Annotated in this window: 20 protein-coding genes and 2 tRNA genes; 12 read left to right on the forward strand and 10 right to left on the reverse strand. The window is 43.4% G+C overall.

Translation table 11 applies throughout. The features are described 5' to 3' along the window. The first annotated feature begins 17 nt into the window (after window positions 1-17). From M1125_02150 to M1125_02160, 3 genes are read left to right on the forward strand one after another with little or no spacing between them, the layout of a single operon-like run. On the forward strand, window positions 18-929 hold the full coding sequence (locus M1125_02150; protein ID MCL5404620.1) for a class I SAM-dependent methyltransferase: 912 nt from the start codon (window positions 18-20) through the stop codon (window positions 927-929). Beyond that, the gene (locus M1125_02155; protein ID MCL5404621.1) at window positions 922-2,091 is read left to right on the forward strand and encodes a hypothetical protein; all 1,170 of its coding nucleotides are present in this window, start codon (window positions 922-924) and stop codon (window positions 2,089-2,091) included. Before M1125_02150 ends, M1125_02155 begins: the two co-directional genes overlap by 8 nt. A gap of 22 nt (window positions 2,092-2,113) precedes the next feature. Beyond that, complete coding sequence (locus tag M1125_02160; protein ID MCL5404622.1) at window positions 2,114-2,932, forward strand: class I SAM-dependent methyltransferase; 819 nt, start codon at window positions 2,114-2,116, stop codon at window positions 2,930-2,932. A 3-nt stretch (window positions 2,933-2,935) separates the two neighbouring features. Here the strand turns inward: M1125_02160 and M1125_02165 are convergent, their stop codons facing one another. The 4 genes from M1125_02165 to speD form a co-directional block, all read right to left on the reverse strand. Further along, on the reverse strand, window positions 2,936-3,955 hold the full coding sequence (locus tag M1125_02165) for an LD-carboxypeptidase (protein ID MCL5404623.1): 1,020 nt from the start codon (window positions 3,953-3,955) through the stop codon (window positions 2,936-2,938). A 130-nt stretch (window positions 3,956-4,085) separates the two neighbouring features. Continuing rightward, on the reverse strand, window positions 4,086-4,472 hold the full coding sequence (locus tag M1125_02170; GenBank protein MCL5404624.1) for a hypothetical protein: 387 nt from the start codon (window positions 4,470-4,472) through the stop codon (window positions 4,086-4,088). Window positions 4,473-4,565: 93 nt separating this feature from the next. Then, the gene (locus M1125_02175; protein MCL5404625.1) at window positions 4,566-4,856 is read right to left on the reverse strand and encodes a CDGSH iron-sulfur domain-containing protein; all 291 of its coding nucleotides are present in this window, start codon (window positions 4,854-4,856) and stop codon (window positions 4,566-4,568) included. 107 nt (window positions 4,857-4,963) lie between these two features. Continuing rightward, the gene (gene speD / locus M1125_02180; GenBank protein MCL5404626.1) at window positions 4,964-5,368 is read right to left on the reverse strand and encodes an adenosylmethionine decarboxylase; all 405 of its coding nucleotides are present in this window, start codon (window positions 5,366-5,368) and stop codon (window positions 4,964-4,966) included. Window positions 5,369-5,609: 241 nt separating this feature from the next. Here speD and thyX point away from each other — a divergent pair, with 241 nt between their 5' ends. The 4 genes from thyX (at window position 5,610) to M1125_02200 (ending at window position 7,577) form a co-directional block, all read left to right on the forward strand. Next, a complete protein-coding gene (thyX, locus tag M1125_02185) occupies window positions 5,610-6,554 on the forward strand; it encodes an FAD-dependent thymidylate synthase (GenBank protein ID MCL5404627.1) in 945 nt (314 codons plus the stop codon). 136 nt (window positions 6,555-6,690) lie between these two features. Next, entirely contained in the window at window positions 6,691-6,843 is a 153-nt protein-coding gene (gene rpl40e / locus M1125_02190) for a 50S ribosomal protein L40e (GenBank protein ID MCL5404628.1), read from the forward strand. A gap of 25 nt (window positions 6,844-6,868) precedes the next feature. Then, window positions 6,869-7,090 carry a transcriptional regulator gene (locus M1125_02195; GenBank protein ID MCL5404629.1) on the forward strand — a complete coding sequence of 74 codons (222 nt, stop codon included), beginning with the start codon at window positions 6,869-6,871 and terminating at the stop codon, window positions 7,088-7,090. A gap of 19 nt (window positions 7,091-7,109) precedes the next feature. Then, window positions 7,110-7,577 carry a DUF2666 family protein gene (locus M1125_02200; GenBank protein ID MCL5404630.1) on the forward strand — a complete coding sequence of 156 codons (468 nt, stop codon included), beginning with the start codon at window positions 7,110-7,112 and terminating at the stop codon, window positions 7,575-7,577. Between the two features lie 22 nt (window positions 7,578-7,599). Here the strand turns inward: M1125_02200 and M1125_02205 are convergent, their stop codons facing one another. Further along, complete coding sequence (locus M1125_02205; GenBank protein MCL5404631.1) at window positions 7,600-9,210, reverse strand: hypothetical protein; 1,611 nt, start codon at window positions 9,208-9,210, stop codon at window positions 7,600-7,602. A gap of 549 nt (window positions 9,211-9,759) precedes the next feature. Between M1125_02205 and M1125_02210 the strand changes: the two genes are divergently transcribed. Then, the gene (locus M1125_02210; GenBank protein MCL5404632.1) at window positions 9,760-14,010 is read left to right on the forward strand and encodes a YncE family protein; all 4,251 of its coding nucleotides are present in this window, start codon (window positions 9,760-9,762) and stop codon (window positions 14,008-14,010) included. Between the two features lie 15 nt (window positions 14,011-14,025). Here the strand turns inward: M1125_02210 and M1125_02215 are convergent, their stop codons facing one another. Continuing rightward, complete coding sequence (locus M1125_02215; GenBank protein ID MCL5404633.1) at window positions 14,026-15,522, reverse strand: cytochrome b N-terminal domain-containing protein; 1,497 nt, start codon at window positions 15,520-15,522, stop codon at window positions 14,026-14,028. Between the two features lie 199 nt (window positions 15,523-15,721). On the opposite strand from M1125_02215, the gene M1125_02220 reads away from it, so the two are divergent. After that, window positions 15,722-16,336, forward strand: coding sequence for a DUF981 family protein (locus M1125_02220; GenBank protein ID MCL5404634.1), 615 nt, complete (start codon window positions 15,722-15,724; stop codon window positions 16,334-16,336). Between the two features lie 113 nt (window positions 16,337-16,449). On the opposite strand, the gene M1125_02225 is transcribed toward M1125_02220, so the two are convergent. Beyond that, complete coding sequence (locus M1125_02225; GenBank protein ID MCL5404635.1) at window positions 16,450-17,046, reverse strand: hypothetical protein; 597 nt, start codon at window positions 17,044-17,046, stop codon at window positions 16,450-16,452. 310 nt (window positions 17,047-17,356) lie between these two features. On the opposite strand from M1125_02225, the gene M1125_02230 reads away from it, so the two are divergent. Beyond that, complete coding sequence (locus M1125_02230; GenBank protein MCL5404636.1) at window positions 17,357-18,550, forward strand: S41 family peptidase; 1,194 nt, start codon at window positions 17,357-17,359, stop codon at window positions 18,548-18,550. 33 nt (window positions 18,551-18,583) lie between these two features. Here the strand turns inward: M1125_02230 and M1125_02235 are convergent. Next, window positions 18,584-18,656 (reverse strand) — tRNA-Gly (locus M1125_02235). A gap of 112 nt (window positions 18,657-18,768) precedes the next feature. Between M1125_02235 and M1125_02240 the strand changes: the two genes are divergently transcribed. Further along, complete coding sequence (locus M1125_02240) at window positions 18,769-19,065, forward strand: antibiotic biosynthesis monooxygenase (protein MCL5404637.1); 297 nt, start codon at window positions 18,769-18,771, stop codon at window positions 19,063-19,065. Next, on the forward strand, window positions 19,065-20,285 hold the full coding sequence (locus tag M1125_02245; protein MCL5404638.1) for a hypothetical protein: 1,221 nt from the start codon (window positions 19,065-19,067) through the stop codon (window positions 20,283-20,285). The genes M1125_02240 and M1125_02245 overlap by 1 nt, the downstream gene beginning before the upstream one ends. A gap of 255 nt (window positions 20,286-20,540) precedes the next feature. Here M1125_02245 and M1125_02250 read toward each other — a convergent pair whose 3' ends face one another. Both M1125_02250 and M1125_02255 read right to left on the reverse strand, forming a co-directional pair. Further along, complete coding sequence (locus tag M1125_02250) at window positions 20,541-20,858, reverse strand: hypothetical protein (GenBank protein MCL5404639.1); 318 nt, start codon at window positions 20,856-20,858, stop codon at window positions 20,541-20,543. An 87-nt stretch (window positions 20,859-20,945) separates the two neighbouring features. Then, window positions 20,946-21,017 (reverse strand) — tRNA-Phe (locus tag M1125_02255). Between the last annotated feature and the right edge of the window lie 262 nt (window positions 21,018-21,279).

Here is a 21,279-nt window from a genome sequence, read left to right on the forward strand (position 1 = left end):
CAGGATTGGTGTTATGTTTGGCCAACGAAATAGAAAATTTATATCAAATATACCCATGGCTTAAAATTAATCATAGCGTTGAGGAGTACATAGAACCTCGCTATTATAACAGGTTACTTAAGGATTATATATTCGAAGGCAAAAGCGACATAAATATTTTCAAAAATTTTCTGAATGGTATTGATAAAAATAAACCTATCAAGGCTTTGGAACTCGGATGCGGTTCCGGGAGAGCCACAGAAGTATTCATAAACTATTCAAAAAATAAAAATTTTGATTTGAAATTAGTTGATTTAAGTAAAAATATGCTGGATTTTTCCAAGCGGAGATTTCAAGATTCCGGAAATATACAGTTCATAAAATCTGATTCTATAGATTTCATAAAAAGAACTACGCAGGTATACGACTTAATATTCAGTCTATGGAGCTTTTCGCATTCTGTGCACCAGAACCTTATAAAAAAAGGCATGCCAGAAGGAAAAGTTTATGTCAAAAACGTTCTTAAAAAAATGGTAAAAACTAATATGGCTGATAATTCCAAATTTTTTCTTATACATTTCGATTCGCTTTCCGAAGAGCAGAAAATATTAATGAGGCAATGGAGAAAAGCATTTCCGATATATAAAGAAATCAGGTTTCAAAGCCCGTCAAAACGCCTAATAGATGAGGCATTCAAAGAACTAAAAAATGAAGGCATTATAAAACTTAAAACAAAGCACATTGTAGGAAAAGCCATACACTATACGTCATTCGGCGAAGCTTTGGAAATATTTTTTAATTTCCACATGGAGTCTTATTTTAACAAAAGCCCATTGCTTCCTGAAATGATCAACGAGCTAAAGGAGTATTTTACAAAATTTGCTAATAGTAAAAACGAAATCAAAATCAAGCCAGGCTGTTTCGTATATGAGGTTGAAAAATATGGCTGACCAAAAATTCAATAAAAAGGAACTATACAAAAAAATGGAAAAAGAATTAAATTTGGACGGGACATCAGATAAGCTTGCCAAAGCACCATTCGAAAAGGTAAAACCGATACTTATCCAGATGGCCAGAATCCGTTCGGCAAATACAAAACCTGCAGAAATTCTTAAAGACTACGAATCAAAAGGTGATTTTTACGGAGTAAGCAGCATAAACCCTAAAAAAATTCTTGAATTTGGAATGCTATTTTATTCTGTCCTGCCTTCAAACATTGTCCCTGTCGAAGTGTCGCCAATAATGCCAATTGGGCTCAATTCCGTCTTGACAAAATTAAGCCAAGACATATCATTGGCAACAATAAACAATTCAGAAGTAGTGAGCGACCCTACAACTCCATTAGTTCTCGAATGTGCAAGGATTAAAAAATACAGGGCCATGTCTAGAGGTGAAGTAGCCGAAGACGCACCCATAGAGCTTGCAACTATGAAAAGGGTTTTAAGGCTACAGCCTTTCGATAAAAGCAAAGGCTATATGCAGCATTTTAATTTGCTGGGCATATGCTCTGCTGGTCGCCACAAGGATTCTACACCAATCATAATAAAATTTATGGAAGAGCACGTTAGCGTATGGCTAGACTTTATAGAAAAGTTAAGGGCCAATGGCTACACATTCAATAATGTCAGTTTAAAATTTTCCGATGCGGGATTTTTGGATTACATAATTAAAAAATTCAATCTGCCTAGGGAAACAATAGGCAGAAATGCTTTCAATGAAGATTTTGATTTTATAAAAGAATACTCTATACCTTTGCCTAAAGAGGTTGACTCAATAGGTGATATGATAAAAGCAAACCCCGATAATTTATACTCCTCTTATGGGAAATCATACCTATTTGCTATAGAAAAATTATTGTTGGAAAAATTAAAAAACAAATATAAAAACGTAAAGTTTAGTTTCGATTTTGCAAGAAAAGCTGGCCTTGGCTATTACAATAACGCTTGTTTTCATATATTCGGTTCCAATGGCGAAGGCGAAACTATACAAATTGCAGATGGTGGCACAGTTGATTGGTTGGCAAAGCTTACAAATAACAATAAAGAGCAATGTGTCACTTCAGGGTTCGGTGCAGAACTAATACAAAAACTTTTCTATGACAATATAAAATAAAAAATGCCAAAACGATGATTATATGCAAGCTAAAATTGGAGACCTGGACAAGTTGGACTACAATGAGTTAATATCTATCGTAAAAGAAACCAACAGGCCTCCAGGCGGCAAAAATACTGTTTTTGAAATTATAAACAGGCTGATGGTATCCCAAAATACATCAATATTAGAAATTGGCACCAGTACTGGATTTACTGCTATAGAAATTAGCAGGTTCGTGAAAAGCAAAATAACCTCTGTAGACATAAATGAACTTAGCCTAAAAGAAGCTGGCAGAAGAGCCAAAGGCGAAGGGTACACTAATATACAATTTGTAAAAGCCGATGTTACAAAGCTCCCTTTCAAAAACGAGTCATTTGACGTTGTCATAGTGGGGAATGTGCTCTCCTTACTGCAAAATAGAGAAAAGGCAATAAAAGAATGCATGCGTGTTTGTAAAAAGGATGGGTTTATAGTTGCGATACCTATGTATTATTTAAAAAGGCCAACAAAAAAACTTGTAAACGATGTTTCAAACGCTTTAAAAGTTAAAATAACTCCTTTATACAAAAAAGACTGGGTTGACTTTTTCTCCATAAATGGCCTGGAAATCTACTGGTCCAAAAATTTCAAATTCGATTATATAAAAGATAAAGTAGTTACTTCATTTGTAGATTCGCTAATCAACAAATCCCGCATGAAAGATATAGATAGTGCAGTTCTGCCAAAATTGCATGGTAAATACAAAAAATACATGCTATTATTCAGGGATAATCTGTCCATTATGGGCTATACCATACTTATATTATCCAAGCACAGGGTATGGGAAGATCCGGAGCTTTATACTTCAACAGAAATCTAGCTTTCACTCCCTAACTCCAGATTCCAAAAATTCAAATCTATTGTCTTCAGAGTCAAGTGCAGCTTTTACCCCAATTGGGACTGTAATCTGCGGATCAGTATGTCCTATGTCCACTCCGAATAATATCGGGAACGAATATCCGCTTGTCCTTTCAACCAGCTTTTGCTTTAATAATTCAAGGTCTTCTTGTGTGTAATAAGGCCTTCCGAAGACCATTCCCTTGATTTTTTCAAAAACGCCCAGCATCTCCAATTGGCTCAAATACCAATCCACATAGGGCAAAGGATCTCCTTCCTCAAAATTCTGGCCTTCGGATATTTCCAAAAACAATATGCTGCCATCGTAATCCTGCCAGTATCTAGTTCCTGCCAAGTGGGCAATTGATTCTATGCAACCTCCCAAAATCCTCCCTTCTGCTTTTCCCTGCTTGATCCACTCAAATCCTTTGTTTTTCTCTAATTTTCTCGGCCGTGTCAAGTCCAGCTTCTTGCTCCAATCCAAAAATTCGCCAGTCCATTCTTTTGACGGATTGACTTTACCTATTGGTTCTGTTGAAGCAACTGCCTTATTGAAATAATCTAGGGTATAATCCAATGGCTTGGGATATTCTCCAAACTGCGTGGCTGCGCAGGGCCCATAAAAAGTTACTAAATCTGCCTGGGTATTAAACGCATGGTGAAGTATCGTATTGTCCGAGTACCCGCAAAAAATCTTCGGGTTTTTCTTTATCTCATCAAAATCCAAATACTTTAGCGTCTGCGTAGCAACCGTTCCTCCGGTAAGGGCTATTATCGCTTTTACCTCGCTATCTTTAAAAGCGTCCATTATGTCCCTGGCGCGTTCAATAGCAGTCCCGGATTCCCACAAGTTCACCTTTCTCGTGCATGAGAATTCTTTAACCTTATAATTCTGCGATTCCAAAAACTTTATTGCGTTATCGAGCCTGTGCTGAAAATAGAGCCCTGCAGAAGGCGCAATTATTCCTATGGTGTCTCCTTCGCTTAGCTTTTTTGGTTTTTGCATGGATATAGTTGAATCATAAAAAATATAAATGCCTCCTTTAGCCATGCAAAATTTTGTGGTTTAAAGCAATATGGCTAAAATATGCTAATTATCTAAAAAGATAAATAAAAAAGAAAAAGAAAAGCTCCAATCACTTTCCGAAATACGCTTTGACATTGGGCCTTGTGAAGTACCATAGTATTACTATGCCTATTATGGTGCCTATTGGTATGTCTATAAGATCAAGCACTCCGCCAATCATTATGAGTATGCGCGCCCAGTTCTTACCTGTGAAAAGTGCCAATCCTGTTACGATTGCGAAAATGCCCACTATTAGCACTATAACGCCAAATGCGGCGCCCAATATGCCTATCAAAGCACCTGACACTAGCCCTAATGCGACGTAAATTATCCCTACCAGTATCTGGAACACTGCCAGTATTGTTACGCCTTTTGGCCTATTGCCCCTTCCTGCACCGAACTTGCCGACCTGCGCCTGCATGCCCGGCTGCGCCATGTTGTTGTCTGCCATTGACATCAATTCACCGTTCAGAATTGAGAAGAAAAATTTAAAAATAGCGCTGTAATCCCTTTACAGAATAAAACAGAAAAAATCAAGAAAAAGCAACGATTACTCGTATTCGTTAGGGACTTCCAGCTCCTTATGCCCTGCTTCTTCCAACTTTACGTTTTCTATCTGTGCGTTGCCCTCCTTGTAAGCGTAGTGCACTCCCTGCTTTTCATTCTGCACGTTCCTGTGGCTCCCGTCGCAGAAAGGCTTGTGCTTGGACAGCCCGCACGCGCACATGTGAAGCTCGAAATTCTTCAGCTTCTCGTCGCTTGTCAGGTTCGCGAATCCTGGCACTTCGCCAAGCTTCACAACAAACGGATGGTTCCTGTCATGCCTTACATATCTGCTCATCTATTTCACCTGTGCAGCTTTTGTTTTTAAGCTTATTAAGCGTTGGCACTAATGCTTGTGGAAACCAATAAAACCAAAAATAAAAAGAACCAGAATGCTGCAGGAGCTCATATGTTGCTCCTGTCAGCGTTGAACATCTTGTGGCTTTTTGGCTTTAGCTTTGAGAGTATGTACTTGAAAGCCAATTCCGGATTGCTTGCCTCGCCACATGAGTATATATCCAATGTCGCATAGCTGCTCTCAGGCCACGTATGCAGGGCTATATGGCTCTCTTCTATCAGCGCTATAACCGAAACGCCTCCTGGTATGCCATTGTATGCAGAAAACTTTTTCGTAAGCAGCTCTATTATGTGCATGTTTCCTATTTTGGCGGAATCCACAACCAGCTTTGTCAGGAAATCGAGGTTTGCGGTGAATCGCTCTTCAACCTCGTACATGTTTCCATATACATGTTTTCCCACAATCCTTGGGCGTTGCCTCTGTACGATCTGCGTCTCAGCTATTTTTGCCATCTTTTCTTCACCTATGACCCGTTAAGAGCGGTGCATAAATGCTTATAAAGAAACGTAAATGCTTAAAAAGTTTATTAATCAATTGAAACAAAAATCCAGTAAAGCAAAACATAAAAGTAAACAAGCATGTAACAGAGTACATGCATTTTTGAGCAGGATTTTGCATCCTCATTGGCATGCCGCCATCCTGTGCGCGCAATACGCTTAAATATTATATGCGCATGAGTTGTGAGTGATTTGCATGGAACGCATAGACAATCAGGCTTCGCAAAAAGAGCAAAAAATGGAAAGGATCGAGGTCAAAGAAGCTAACGAGATAATAGGCAAGCAGTATAAGGTTTTGGACCACGGCTTCATAGCGCTTGTAGACTACATGGGGAACGATTCTTCAATAGTGCAGGCTGCAAGGGTGTCCTATGGTGCAGGCACCAAAAGCATCAGGGACGACAGCGGGCTTATAAGATATCTGATGAGGCACGAGCACACAACCCCTTTTGAAATGGTGGAGTTCAAGTTCCTGGCGCGCATGCCGATATTCGCCGCGAGGCAGTGGGTCAGGCACAGGACAGCCAGCATAAACGAGTATTCCGCAAGGTATTCCATAGTAAAGGACGAGTATTATGTGCCTGAGCTCGCGCAGATACAGGCGCAATCAACAACGAACAGGCAGGGCCGCGAAGCAGGAAAGCTATCCGCCGAAACGCAGGAAGCTACTGCCAAGGACATAAAGGCCTTTTCAGGCAAAGCATATGCGCTTTATTCGGACCTGATAGAGCGCGGCGTTGCAAGGGAACTTGCAAGGATGGTGCTGCCATTAAATTTCTATACCGAATGGTATTGGAAGAGCAACCTGCACAACACATTCCACTTCCTCTCCCTGAGGCTTGACCCTCATGCGCAATGGGAGATAAGGCAGTATGCAGTGAAGATGGGCGAAATTGTAAAGAGCGTAGTCCCGGTAGCATACGCTGCATTTGAGGACTTTACCCTTAACGGTGTAAGGCTTTCAAGCAAGGAGCAGGCAGCTGTGGGCATGATTCTAAAAGGCAGCTCTGTCGAGGAAGCTTGCTCAAGCGCAAAGCTAATGCTGCGAAAGGAGGACGGCAAGCCTGTAAAGACTGGCGAAGGGCCGGAGTTTATAGAAAAGCTGGCAAAGATAACGGAAAAGGCAAAGTCGCTTGGCTAGCGGCTATGCAAATCAAACTGGCATGACGTGCGCCGAGAATTCAGAAATATTTAATAATATTATCAAGAAAAGATAAATGCTAATTAAGAATGTTTTTAGGGCTTAATCGGCCAATTACCAATAAAGGTGCAATCAAATGGGAAAGTTTCCTTTAGCAGACGCAGAATTGTCTAGAATATGGATATGCAGGAGGTGCAAGACGCGCAACAAGGCCGGCAGCAAGATGTGCCGAAAGTGCGGTTACAAGGTTCTAAGGCCCAAGAGGAAAGAAGCGAGGTCCAAGAAGTAACGATTAATCGTATGAAGGTGCTAAAATGGCGGATCTAAACCCAACAGAACAGATTATAATGAAGGCGCTGCAGGAGCTCGGTGCAACAAATGAAAAGACAATAAAGACTGCGGACGACATTATGAAGAAGTCCAACAGGCCAAAAGGTCTTGTAACGAACGCTCTTGTAGAACTTACAAAAAAAGGCGTGATAAAGCGCGTTGCGCGAGAGAAGGCTGCAGGCTATTACATACTGAAGATGCAATAATACATGTATGGTGCATTCCGTGGAAGATAAACCTGATGAATTTGTTGATTTCTCTGTGAGATACAAGGAATGGGTCGCGATAAGGAGGCTTGCAATAACAAGCGCTACAAAGCCGGAGGAGATAGCGTACCACCTTGCAGGCATACGCTCTTCTATAGACTCGAAGATGTTCCAGATACTCGGCATAGATGTAGGCATGATTGAAAAATATGCAAAGGATGCGACTTCAGGCATGCGCTCAGGGTTCCCTTCGCTGCTCGAAGCAACGAAGCTTGTAGAACAGCCTGATGCAAAGAAAATCATAGTGGATGCATGCCCTTCCCCTACGCTGAAGCCTTTTGCAAGGACATACATGCTTAACAGGCTTATAGCAAGCGTAGGCGTAGACACGTCCCTGAGCCAGCTCGCCCTTTCAAAGACATTCAAGTACCTGAAGCCACCGAAAGCGCCTGGAAGAATGGCAAAGGGCCTCAAGCCACTAGCGTAACCTATTCTGAATACAGCAGGGATTACAGCCTCGGCCTAAGAACATGGCGCTCGCCATTCTCCACGAATTCCGCTTCCCATGTCCCGTTCACGTTGCGCCTCCTTATAAGGAACCCTTCGGGCAGCTTTCCCCTGAGCATCTCTGCATCCATGTCTATAAGGCTCTTTTCCTCGTCTATCATTGACCTTCTTGCATCGCCCAATATGAGCTTTTCATGGATGGGCTCGTAGTCCTGCGCTTTTAAGGGAAGCCCCTCCTTTCTGTCGATTCCGATAACTAGGTTCCTGGCTACTGATTCCTGCGTGGCTGCTATCTCCATCTGGTAAGCCAGAGCAACCATCCCGCTTCCGAAGAACGCACACGCTCCTGCATCGCCAGGCTGAACTTTGCCGCTCTTGAGGAGGCTGGCTATCGCCACTACTGTAGAGCTGGTATACGAGTTGCCGACCTGCGCCGGCAGCACCAGTGCGTCCTTTATGTGCATGTCATCGAGAAACTTTTCGAATTCCGGCTGCTTCTTAAGCTTTCTCAGCCATTCCCAGTATGCGTTTATCTCCTTGTCAGATTCTATATAGGGCACTATGTCAGTATCATGCACGCCACGGAATTCCACGAGCTTTCCGGTGAAAAGTTCAGCAAGGCCCCTGCTTCCAAGGGGGCTTGCCCCTAGGGACTCCCTCTTCTGCATGGCCTCGAACATGTCCGGCTCGTAGTTCCTGAGGTAGTGCTCGAAAAGGAAGCTAGCGAAGTATATGGCCTGCTTGGGGAAAGGCACATGGCTTATGAAGAACTTCATTTTCTCCATGTATTCGTCGCCATAGATGGCTTTGTTGCTCCTCTCCATGTTGCCCAGTGCCATGGCCACCGCATAGACATAGCCTTTCTCCGAGAACTTTCCGTGCACGAACGGGGTATCAGCTCCAAATTTTGTGAAATCCGGGAAAGGCACGTTGAACCTCCCGTACGCGCCCTTGTAGTTTATGCTTACGAGCTCTGGCTCTGTGGTTACCCACATAAGCGTAGCTGCGCTTCCCTGCGTTGTCTCGGCATCCGGAGCCCTTTTGCTGTCATATACTGCAGTATCGGCAGATATTATTATTGCCGAGCTGCCTATGCCGAAGCTTGAATTTGAATATATCTCACTAAGGGCGCTCGAAAGCGCCAGCCCTGCGCCCGCGCATGCAAAGGTGTTCTGCTGCAGCCCTGAATTTTTCAGTGCCTCGACATACGGCCTGTACCTTTTTTCATCCTCTTCAAGAAGCCTCGAGTACACAAGGCCTAAGGCTATCTCTGCTTCAGGCCTGCTGAAATCCGGATTGCTCTCAGTTGCATAGTATACGCTCACTGGCTTTTCAGCGAAAAACTTCTTCCTGCTGCTTGGATCGGAATCGACGTTCTTTATGAAAGAATATATGGCATTTGCAGCCATGGTGACGTTGGACTGCGAGTATGTCGGAAGCCTGGCCTTCTCTATGCCCAGCCCCTCCTTTATCTTATCAGGCTCAATGGCCCTTTTGCTTTCATCAAGCTTGGCATTCAGCGCGTTAGCGAGCTCGACATAGCTGAAATATGTCTGCGGCGCCTCCACTATGAGCTTGTTTATGCCTATCTTGGGGTCTATCCTTACACGCATTACTTCGCTTTCAGCTTGCAGTTGCCTTGCACCTTCAGATTGTTCAGTCTTATAAGCCATCATGCAAATCGTAAGTGATTGAAAGATTCATGTTAAAAAGACGAAGTAGCAGTTAGACAATCAACGATTGCTGCGGCGCTAACATTTTTACTCTTTCTGCGACTGCTCTATTTTGCTCCAACAGCTGCCAGTGCTCCGGCAACGGGCTTGCAGGTAGAGGCAGCATAACGCTACGGAACTTTGAGTGGCATGTGCATTTTCAACGTGCTACCCCTGCATATCGTTCCAGCACAACAGCTCTTTGCAATGCCAAACCATTTTCAAAATATCAAATTCTAAAATGGCAAGCCTAGTTCAACCGCTAACGCTACTTCTTCAACTATTGTTGAAAGTAACGCTCTTGAGCCATTACGTTTTAACTAACCTAATACGGTCCTTAAAGTAGGTGCAACATAGATGATACCTATTTAATTTTAATATGTCCCTTATATTTACATAAGGTTTGTTCGCATGAGGCCCTTTGCAAAGGTATTTCTGCCTGTCTTTTGCATGACACTTTTATTGATAGCTGCCGACCCCTATGCAGTTACACTCACTCTTTCAAACGGCAACGTAATAGCGTATGGCAACACGGATCTGATAAAGGCGATCCCTTCCAACTCTATGAATGTTACTGAGATATCTATAAACAATATAGTCGTTGCAAACACTTTGACTGCAAACACTGCCTCTACATTCAATTTCGAGGCGTATGGCACGATACACTATTTAAATTCCAACGTGATTGCAGGCAATTCCTACGCAATAAACGCAATAAGCACCAATTCGGTGAATTTGGTGCCTTTAGGCTCTGCACAAGGCAGCATTGGCGATATAGTATCAAATACGATTTCAGTTACAAAGGCTTCCCCTCCACTAATCATATCGGTGCCTTTGGACAGAATGACCTTCGCTTACGGCACGTTTACCCAGTTTAACCAGATACCTGTAAGTCTTTATGCCAATAACGCGCTTGTATCGAACACCATAATAGGAATACACAATTCAACCATCCCCCGCTTTGATTATCCGGAAGGCGTAGCCTTCTCCCCTAACGGTGCATATGCTTACGTTATGAACTATGATAACAACACAGTCAGCATAGTCAATACCTCTACACGTTCCATAATTTCAACCATCTCAGGCTTTCATCATCCGGAAGGCGTAGCCTTCTCCCCCAACGGTGCATATGCATACGTTACGAACTCTGATAACAACACAGTCAGCATAGTCAATACTTCTACACGTTCCATAATTTCAACCATCTCCGGTTTCTACTTTAATACAGAAACATATGGCGTAGCCTTCTCCCCTAACGGTGCATATGCATACGTTACGGACTATAATTTTAACGGCGAGGTCAGCATAGTCAATACTTCTACACGTTCCATAATTTCAACCATCTCTGGCTTCTTCTACGAACCATCTGGCGTAGCCTTCTCCCCTAACGGTGCATATGCATACGTTACGAACTATGATGACAACATAGTCAGCATAGTCAATACCTCCACACATTCCATAATTTCAACCATCTCCGGCTTCAATGCACCCTTCGGCGTTGCCTTCGCCCCCAACGGTGCATATGCATACGTTACGAACTCTGATAACAACACAGTCAGCATAGTCAATACTTCTACACGTTCCATAATTTCAACCATCCCCGGCTTCTACAAACCATCTGGCGTTGCCTTCGCCCCCAACGGCGCCTATGCATACGTTACAAACTCCAATAACAATACAGTCAGCATAATAAATACTGGGTTTGGCTCGTATAAATTCTCTGCTGCAGGCACATATGCGCTTAATGCCAATACGTTGGGCAATGCCAATTACACATCGAATTCGTTATCCATTGCATTTAACGTGATCAACGAATCAATTGCTATAAATACATCAGCAACAACTACTTCGTATGCATACAACGCTAAGGCTCCGTCAATTACTGCTTCTTTAAAAAGCAATTCGATTTCTGGCAACGTATTGAATTCGCTCGCATTCAATTTCAATTCCGGCACTGGCAACATCATAACTTATAACAATGGCAATTCCCTAAAAGTGCAGATGCCATCAAATTCTTTATTTGCTACTGCTGGAAATTACCTATATACCATATCTAGCAAGATGCAGAATGACTTTTTGAACAGCACCAACACAATAACAGTCTATAACGATATTATTCCCAACTCTATAAAGATATCAATACTCAAGGCTGTGCCTGCTGTATCGCTCAATACTCCAAGAAATACAATCTACAATGGTTCATCCGTTTTAACCCGCTATGGTACATTCACCCAGCTTAATCAGATACCTGTAAGTCTTTATGCAAATAACGCGCTTGTATCGAACACCATAATAGGAATACACAATTCAACCATCCCCCGCTTTGATTATCCGGAAGGCGTAGCCTTTTCCCCTAACGGTGCATATGCTTACGTTATGAACTATGATAACAACACAGTCAGCATAGTCAATACTTCTACACGTTCCATAATTTCAACCATCTCAGGCTTTCATCATCCGGAAGGCGTTGCCTTCGCCCCCAACGGTGCATATGCATACGTTACGAACTCTGATAACAACACAGTCAGCATAGTCAATACTTCTACACGTTCCATAATTTCAACCATCTCCGGTTTCTACTTTAATACAGAAACATATGGCGTAGCCTTCTCCCCTAACGGTGCATATGCATACGTTACGGACTATAATTTTAACGGCGAGGTCAGCATAGTCAATACTTCTACACGTTCCATAATTTCAACCATCTCTGGCTTCTTCTACGAACCATCTGGCGTAGCCTTCTCCCCTAACGGTGCATATGCATACGTTACGAACTATGATGACAACATAGTCAGCATAGTCAATACTTCTACACGTTCCATAATTTCAACCATCTCCGGCTTCAATGCACCCTTCGGCGTTGCCTTCGCCCCCAACGGTGCATATGCATACGTTACGAACGATTATAACAACACAGTCAGCATAGTCAACACCTCCACACGTTCCATAATTTCAACCATCCCCGGCTTCTACGAACCATCTGGCGTTGCCTTCGCCCCCAACGGCGCCTATGCATACGTTACAAACTCTAATAACAATACAGTCAGCATAATAAATACCGGGTTTGGCTCGCATAAATTCTCTGCTGCAGGAACGTATTCGCTTACTGCAAATACATTGGGCAATGCAAACTATACCTCAAACACCATTTCAGCGTCGTTCACAATCGCAAAGACCTCCCCGATGCTGCAGTTGAATGTGTGCAGCAACTACACGTACAGCGGCTCTGCGGGATGCCTAATCACTGCTTCCATAAATTCCTTTGGCAACCAGTTGAAGGGATACCTTTACATAAATGGCAATGTAGTTGCGAATTCAACATTTGCATCAAATACAATAACGTTCACTGCGCATGAAGGCGCTGGGGATTATTCAGTAGTCTTCAATACTACGGGAAACGGGAATTATACATCCAACGCCATAAAAAAGGACTTCACGATTGCGAAGGCCTCTCCATCAATAACATTTCCCGTTTTCCCGCAAAATTTTGTCTATAACGGTTCGACAGCTACTGTCGAAGCCGAAATATCCACGTATAACAACCAGTTGCAGGCAAATGCCTTTGTAAATAACGCTTTGGTAAGTTCGTTCTACTCCAGCAATGATTTTGCTGTTGGCCCAGCGGCAGGCAATTACATAATAACTGCCAATACCCTTGGCAATGCAAACTACACATCTGCGTCAGTGTCTAGAACATTGACAATAACCCCTGCGCCTGTGCATCCATCATCTTCAACATCATCGCTCTACATAACAGACAATGTAAATAAAACGTACGCATCAAACAGGAGCGTGTTTGACGTATACTTGATAAACTATTCAGACAATGCAAAGGTGCTGAACATAACGTATTACCAGAATCAGCTGCCTGCAGAGATATCGTTCCCAGCGCATTACTACTTCAGGTTCAATTTTGCATGCGCTTTCACCGCAAACGGCAATTTCTACGTCTCAAACAATACATACGGCCTTCTGGATTCAACGCCATGCGGCACAAACTACACAACCACTGGCGGTTCCTACAGTGCATATTATTTGAAAAGGATAATCCCAACAACCACTACGACTACTACTACGACTACTACAACGACCACTACAACCGTAACTACGACAACTACAACACCTCCATCAATATCCATTACAAACAAGGGCTATGAAGTATCGCTGAATATTGCGCCCCATGAACGATCAAAGATAACAATAATGCAATTGCACATAGCGCTTAACATATATTCCAACTACACAAAGAACATTACAGAAGATGTAACGATAAAGAACGTAACGTCAACGATGCCTTCCGTGCCTATAGGCTATCACGCAATTTCAGGCTTCAACATATCCGCAACGCCGAAGGTGCCTGCAATCAACACTACAGTGACATATGCATGCTCTCTAAATCCATCGCAGATAAAGCCACTGACGCTTGTAAATGGCACCTGGATGCCAGTAACCAGCTATTCAATCAACCAAAGCGCATGCAACATCGCATTCTTCGCTTCTGCACCTGCAGTTGTCGCAGTAGCTACAACCCAGAATATCACTACTACAATTCCTGCTACTACTGCAACGACAACGATACTGACGGTTGCGAAGCCAACCCCAAACTATGAAGAATACGCTATAATCGTTGCAATAGTCATTTTGGCAATCATAATAATCGCATATGCAGCCATGAAGGCCAGTGCAAAGGGAAGTGCATAATGCCAACGATAACTGCTACGGCCTCTTCTTATTCCTATTTTTCATCTCAGGTATGGTATATTTGTTCCAGAAGATCTTGTAGAGCCTAAGCTTATCAGGGATGTCCCTGAGCCCTGGAATGAATGGGAAGAATACCAATATCGCGAAAGCGACCAGCGCCACAGTGCCGTTTTCGAGATCGCCCCACCAAGGTATTCCAGAAGTAATTATCTCCATATAGTTGTAAGGTGCTGTCCAATAGCTGCCTATCTGCCACCAAGCGCTCCCGGCCTTGAGCATGCCCCATTGTGCGGTCCTGAGCCCGTATTTTGTTCCGTATGAATACAGCGCATTGGAATCTGCGAGGAACCTTATTTCGTAAGTTTCGTTAAGCGGGTTCTGAAGGCTCCCGGCAAGCGCGTCCTGGTACAAGCCAGCCTGGGCCATGGACGTAAGCTGCGAGAAAAGTGCGATAGCAGGATTGGAAGAGTTAAGCCCCTTCGAGATAGAGCCGTTTGATTTGAAGTAGGAATAAGCCGAAGCTAGGCTGGAATTCAGAGCAGAAGGCGATTCGTTGAGCAGCATGCTTTCATAGTTCTTGGAGCCTGTCACCTTTATGTATTGCAAGTACGGCCCTGTCACGTAAGCGCTTCTGGTGCTGAACGTGTAAGGGTCTATGGTGTCAAGGTAAGTGGCGGTCCCAGAACTGTAATTGAATTCGCTTATCAATGTCATAGCCATTATGCTTGGCGTGGTATTGGCCACTTGCTGTATGGTGAGCGGTGCTATATATGGAGACCTTAGAAACACTGCAAAGAGCAGTACTATTATAAGCACATAAACCATGCGCTTATACATGGTCTTGTGGTTTGCAGGTACCATGCTGTATGGTATTTCCTTGCGGTAGGGCTTGCTCAATCCTTTTTGCTTGACAAGCATGTAGTGCGCGAACATAAGTAGCGCAAGCAGTATCGGAACTATTGCTATGTGCCAGCTGAGCACTGCAGCCATGTTGAGCGGGTTTATCCAGTAGCCAAGCCCCGTGCCGTTCCACAGGTCAGCTCCAGCTTTTGCATTCCACTGAGAGACAAAGCCGCCTTGTACCCCTATGCCGAATGCATATTCAAGGAATACGAGGAAGAGCATTAGGCTGCCAAGCACCCATACGAGCTTCTTCTTTTTGAACGATGACGTTGCGAACTGCACGAACAGGTGCACAAATATGAGGGTTACGAACGCTTCTGCTGCCCAGAGGTGTATGCTCCTGAAGAAAGTTCCAACAGCTGTAAGGTTCCACCAATATGGCCCGAATATCAACATTACTATGCCTGTGATTGCGAGTACTCCAAAAAGCTCAAGCAGGTATATGCCTATTGTGAAAAAGAAATTGTTGCCGTAAGAAGGCACATCCTTTATGTAGAAGAATTCTACAAGTGATCTGACGCTGTCCAGCATTCCTCTAAGGCCTTTGCCTTCGCTACCACCATCAGCATCTTGGTAATCCTGGCTTCTAGCATCAACGCTGCCGGGCAATGAAGGCACCTATACAACAGATAAGTTTCGTAAAAATCTAAAAACGATAGCTATAATCGCTGCAAGCAGGTATAATGCAGTATATCATGTGGCAAGGGCCTCAAGTTTCATCTTCAAAGGAAGATATGCAAAAACACTGCATAACACATACAATTAAATAAGTGCAATTGGATTTTGTATAAGCTAATGGGATGGTGCAATGGTTTTCATTGACGACTTGGCATTGGAGCTCTTTATGCTAGCGCTCGCTGGCGTAGTATCTTTGTACACCACTGCTTCCGCTTACAGGTATTACAAGGCCAACGGAGTCAAGGGAATAAAGGACTCGATGAGGCCAGGGGCAGTTCCGCTTGGGCTTCTTGGCATAATAATGCTCATACTGGGCCTATTCGGCGAGATGACATGGCCGCTACCAGGAAGCTACAACATCCTTTTCTACGATCCTTTCGTACTTATAGGAATAACGATAACCGGCATATCAGTAGCACTGTGGTTCAGGCAGAACATGCAGTATGTTGGCATATTCGCACTTTTTTCAGGGCTTCTCGCAATATACTACGGCTTCAGCGCTTACTTCATAAAGATGACATCCAGCCCTATTGCAATGCTAGGCCTTTACATAGGGTTTGGCCTGGCTGGCGTGTTTACGTATCCTGCAACGCTCATATACGACAGGCTTCCAGCCAAGAGCAAGGCCTCAAACACCTACACTGCATTGCTAGTAATATTCTGGATATTCCTTCTGCTCGCTTCGCTTCTTGCGATAGTAGTAGGAGTCGCAGCAGTCCCGCAACACCTGCTTTCGCCCCCGTGATTCGGTCTGCCTTTTTGGCAGCCTGGGCCAAGTGCAAAGCCTTACTGCATGTCTGTGCTAGGCCCTTTTAATTTACAGGAAGCAGAAGCAGCATAGCTTAGTTTCAATTTGCGTCAGTGCTTCTTCGTTATTCTCAAGTCAAGGAAATCCTTCACCATTTTCGCCTGGCCTCCGTAGGTAATGGCGTACTGCAGCGTCTTTCTCACGCTGTTGCCACTCTTGGAATAAAGCAGCAATATCATATCGTTTCCAGAAATAAACTTTCCAGCAGGCGGGCTATATTTTTTGGAGTGCAGATATCTAACGATGCTTGCGGTCCTTCTGGAGCCCTTGGTTTTTCTTGTCAAATATGCAACCGCGAAGAACATCGCCGAGCTCTCAAAGATGTTGTTGACAAGATCCTGCACGTCATCTTGCTTTAAGTCATATAGCTTAAGCATGTCCCACAGCTTGCCAGGGTCGTAGAACTTGAACTTGGTGTGCTGCACATGGTGGAAGAAGCCGTGTGCCATCAGAGCACTCAGGCCTATTCTCTCACTACCTTTCAGATAGCTAGGATTTAGGGTTATCAATCCGTTTTCATATTCTTCAGCATCATTGATTTTGTTTGAGATGCGCACCTGCGGCATAGTATGCTCCACATTAAGCAAGGAGCGCAAGAACATGTCTATATTTTGCAGCTCATTAACGAGGTGCCTTTCATCAACCAAATAAATCCCATACGTAAATTGTAAATACTCTACAAAGGTTATAAACTTTATTTTTATAAAGCCAAAGGGTGTGCGATAATGGCCGGGACTACAAAAATAACTGCAGATGGCGGTATCTTTATTTCACCGCACATTTACTTTTTTGCAGTTTCTATACCATTCTATGCTGGCGTTGCAGCTTTCTAGCGCTTTTAGTCACAGAATAATTTAAAATGTAAAGGTCTTTGATTTATATGAAGTTTTATAATAACATAAATCGATAATTTATTGCAAAGCTTCGGCATTGCCATGATTTTTAACGGTGCATAGCTTGGAGACTATTGATTTAGAAACAAGATTCAAAATCATCAGTAAAACATTTTCTATGCTTGAGCAATATTTTGCGCATTGGAACTACGTTCCAAATGCGTCTATAAATAAACTCCATAAAAAGTATGTAAAAGATTTACTTACTACCAACAACAGATATAAATTCGGTTTATTGATGTGCAAGCTGCTCGCAGAATTAAAAAACGGACACACATTCTATTACGATAGGCAATTGCACAACAAAGCAGGAGGGGGCCTGGGCTTCTATGCTTTTTATCACGAGAAAGAAAAGAAATGGGTCGTATTAAGCAGCACAATCAATAAAGTAAAGATTGGGGATATAATATTGAAAATAAATGGGGAACCTACAGAAAAATTTTTCGTTGCTGCTTCGAAATATATATCCGGTTCAAGCGAACTAGAAATAAGGAACAAGTTATTCAAAACATCATTTTTGTTTCCCAAGAAATTAAAAGTAACGACAGACATGGGAACTTTTGCAATAAATAAGAGACCTGTAAAATTTCGTTCCATTAAGCCTGAGCCAGTTTTCAAATTAATAGATCCAAAAACCTGCTATGTAAAACTTCCGAGTTTTGCCAAAGGTGAATATGCCAAATCTGCAGTCAAATTCCTGAAAAAACACCGCAACTGTGAATCAATTATATTAGATTTAAGAAACAATGAAGGCGGCAACACTCCGGCAAACTTGATCAGTGCCTTGATGGATAGGAAGTATCGAAGATTTGCATACAAAGAAGCAATACAAGAGCAGATTTCATACATTTTGGATTCAACCTATGTCAAACGCAATAAAATAAAGACAAGGTATAAACTACAAAGGCCTAAGTGGATTACACCATTAAAAAGCGCTTACAAGGGCAAGGTGTTCATTCTTGTGAATCAATTCACTTTCTCTGCAGGAGAAGACTTTTCCTTTCCGTTCAAAGACAATGGTCGCGCCACGCTTATCGGCATTAAAACTGCCGGAACAAACGGCAGTACATTGATTAAGGATTTCGGAGATGGCATATATTTGGGCATAGGGGTAGTCCAGGCTATCTATCCTAACGGAACAAGGTTCGAAGGAATTGGGATAAAGCCAGATATAGAAGTCTATCCAGCAATGAGCGATATAAAACAAGGCAAAGACTGCATATTGGCAAAAGCCATATCTTTAGCTAAGAAAGGCTAAATCCATGATTTACCAATGCTCTTAAAGCATAAGTGCGACCTCCGGGATTTGAACCCGGGTTACCGCCTTGGCAAGGCGATGTCCTACCAGGCTAGACTAAGATCGCGCATAAATGTTTTCATGTCAAAGTTCTTAAAAACTTTGTTAATTTTCAAGGCGCAAAGCTAAGCAATCAAAAAGGATTATAGCATTTGGCTGTGAAATCTTCGTGTGGTTGCATGATAAATGTAGGCTTGTATTACAGGGTGAAGAGCGGGAACGAAAAGCAGTTTGAGGACACATTTGCTGCAGTATCGGAATATCTGTCTTCAGGCAAGGGATTCAAGCTCGCCAAGCTATACAAGGAGGTTGGCACTAACGAGTACATGATATACAGCGAATGGGACAGCCTGAACGCCTTCACGGAATTCGTAAGGAGCGAGGCCTTTCATAAGGTAACTAGCTCAGGGAAGGACATCCTTGAAGGCCAGCCAAGGCACAGGATATTCTACGAGCAGGGAAAGGATGGTAGCTGATGCTTTTCAGGAAGCCGGAAGAAGAGAGAGAGGTGCAGATTGGCGAGCTTGAGGGTTTTTTCAGGGAGATGTTTGAGCGCGAGTCCGAAAAAGCTGTTAAAAGGGCAGAACAGGTCGAGCCGCACATAACCCATGGCCTGCACATGTTCGAAAAGGCAGCCGAAGCCTTGGCGGAATACAATGGCGAGCCCGATGAGGAATTCATAGGCCGCGCAAGCATAAGCTCTGCGAAGGAGCAGAAGTCGCACTATACGGATGCGCTGCAAAAAGCCTTGGCCTCGCTTGCAGCTGAGCTCAAGGATGCCCATGCAGGCACAAGGTATGAGACCATGCTGCGCAAAAAGGACATCTATACGGAATTCGTATCAAAGGTGCTGTCTTTGAATTCCAGCTTCAAGCTTGCAGTGCTAGGCTATTCGGAGCGAATGGGAGACTTCAAAAAGTCGTTTTCCGTCATAGAGAAGAACCTGAAAGCGCTGGAGTCCGAGCTCGGCTTCGGGTCCGAAGCTTTCAGGCAGTATGAATCCGCAATTGGCCACGTCCAGGCTTTGCTCGGCGGCATGGAGAATATACGCTTGGCCAGCATGCAGAACGACTATACGCAAAAGGATGCCGCCACAGCTTCGAGTTCTGATATCGAGCGCGATCGTTCGGCGCTCGAAGGCAAAATCAGAGAGATCTCCGCAAAAATAAGCGATTGCGAAAAGCGTTCCAAATCCATTTCGGCAGAGATGGAGCTCCTGCTGCTTCCGATAGAGCGCGTATCCAGGAAATACGACCACTCAATTCCAAGCAAGGAAGGAATCGGCCAGTATATAGCAGATCCAGTGAGCAAGCTAGCCAGCGAGCTCTCATACTCGAATTTTGTATCGCTGCTAAATGACATGAGAAAAAAGATAGAGCAGGGGTCGATAGAGATAAAAAATAAAGAGGACGTGCTGTCGCAGATAAGCCTTATCTTAAATACGAACTTGTCAGACATGGCTTATCAGGCCATGAAGCTTGAATCGGAAAAAGCCGAGCTGTCTGAGCAATTGAAATCCTATGATATAGAGCTGCACAAGGTGCACGCCCAGAAATCCAGCACTGATTCGCTCATCAGGGAGCGCGAAACCGCTGCCAAAAGGCTGTCCTATACCAAGGCCGAGGCAGAGCAGCGGAAGCTTACAATAGAAAGGCTTGCCTACGACTTATACAAAGTAAGGCTAAAAATCGTCTGACTGAAACATTAATATATATAAAAGGGCGAAAGGTTAATTGCGTGATATTATGGCTGTTTGTTCTGCATGCGGAAAGAAGATTGCAAAAGGCAAGCAATGCTTCATGTGCGATGATTGTTATAACACATATTGCACAGATGACGGATTTCAGTATACGGATCCCAATGGCGGCTACAAATGCATGAACTGCGGCGGCCATTTGAATTTTATATACTGCACTTATTAGAAAGCTGTAACTGACAGCCTGGCAGTTCTTCAATCTACGTAATCCCTGTAGCTGCCGCTTCCAAGTTTTACCCCTATTTTGAGCTTTTCCAGCATTCTCCTCATATCAGGCCCTGCGCCGCCAGCTATGACCTCGCTTACCTTGTGCTCCATGATGAACTTTGCAATTGTAGCATGATGCAGTCCTTCCTGCTCTGTCTCATGCGCTTCGCCCCACTTGACATCAATTTCTTCTGTCTTTTCGGCCTTCCCATCCTTAACATGGACAATTGCAACTTTAGGAGCTCTTCCAATCCCTGTCAGCATTCCGCCTTCATCTATTGCCGCCATTATTATTTTTTCTTGCAAAAAATCACGCTTCGTATATAAACATATGATATGCTGCAAATACTATTTCGAGCAGCAAGCAGGAATTTAAACTGCTGCAATATCAATTGCCGCTGGTCGGATTTGAACCGACGACATTTCGGTCTTCAGCCGAACGCTCTCCCACTGAGCTACAGCGGCGTTATGATGCCTTAGTGCTAAATTAGTATCGAGGCAATTATTATAACCTTTTATTAGATAAGAATATATAAAAAAGTTTATAAGTCGCTGTGCGATGGAAAAGCATTGGGCCAAGTAGACGGAATTGGAATGGTTGCACTTTGGCAAAGGTTTCAAATTCTACACTGGAAAGCTCCAAAGCGCAGATGGAAAAGGTCAAGAGGCGCCAAGGCAAATGCCACATGCGCTGGAGCAGCAAAGTCATTATAACGTGCTGCCAAAC

The organism is Candidatus Marsarchaeota archaeon, from assembly GCA_023485295.1.
Classification (GTDB): Archaea; Micrarchaeota; Micrarchaeia; order Micrarchaeales; family Micrarchaeaceae; genus Micrarchaeum_A.

Coding starts and splice junctions, on each gene's coding strand:
- speD (MCL5404626.1), bottom strand. CDS start 5,368: ATGGCAAAAATAGCTGAGACGCAGATCGTACAGAGGCAACGCCCAAGG.
- M1125_02240 (MCL5404637.1), top strand. CDS start 18,769: ATGATAAATGTAGGCTTGTATTACAGGGTGAAGAGCGGGAACGAAAAG.
- M1125_02220 (MCL5404634.1), top strand. CDS start 15,722: ATGGTTTTCATTGACGACTTGGCATTGGAGCTCTTTATGCTAGCGCTC.
- M1125_02170 (MCL5404624.1), bottom strand. CDS start 4,472: ATGTCAATGGCAGACAACAACATGGCGCAGCCGGGCATGCAGGCGCAG.
- M1125_02245 (MCL5404638.1), top strand. CDS start 19,065: ATGCTTTTCAGGAAGCCGGAAGAAGAGAGAGAGGTGCAGATTGGCGAG.
- M1125_02155 (MCL5404621.1), top strand. CDS start 922: ATGGCTGACCAAAAATTCAATAAAAAGGAACTATACAAAAAAATGGAA.
- M1125_02195 (MCL5404629.1), top strand. CDS start 6,869: ATGGCGGATCTAAACCCAACAGAACAGATTATAATGAAGGCGCTGCAG.
- M1125_02165 (MCL5404623.1), bottom strand. CDS start 3,955: ATGCAAAAACCAAAAAAGCTAAGCGAAGGAGACACCATAGGAATAATT.
- thyX (MCL5404627.1), top strand. CDS start 5,610: ATGGAACGCATAGACAATCAGGCTTCGCAAAAAGAGCAAAAAATGGAA.
- M1125_02160 (MCL5404622.1), top strand. CDS start 2,114: ATGCAAGCTAAAATTGGAGACCTGGACAAGTTGGACTACAATGAGTTA.
- rpl40e (MCL5404628.1), top strand. CDS start 6,691: ATGGGAAAGTTTCCTTTAGCAGACGCAGAATTGTCTAGAATATGGATA.
- M1125_02210 (MCL5404632.1), top strand. CDS start 9,760: ATGACACTTTTATTGATAGCTGCCGACCCCTATGCAGTTACACTCACT.
- M1125_02175 (MCL5404625.1), bottom strand. CDS start 4,856: ATGAGCAGATATGTAAGGCATGACAGGAACCATCCGTTTGTTGTGAAG.
- M1125_02205 (MCL5404631.1), bottom strand. CDS start 9,210: ATGCGTGTAAGGATAGACCCCAAGATAGGCATAAACAAGCTCATAGTG.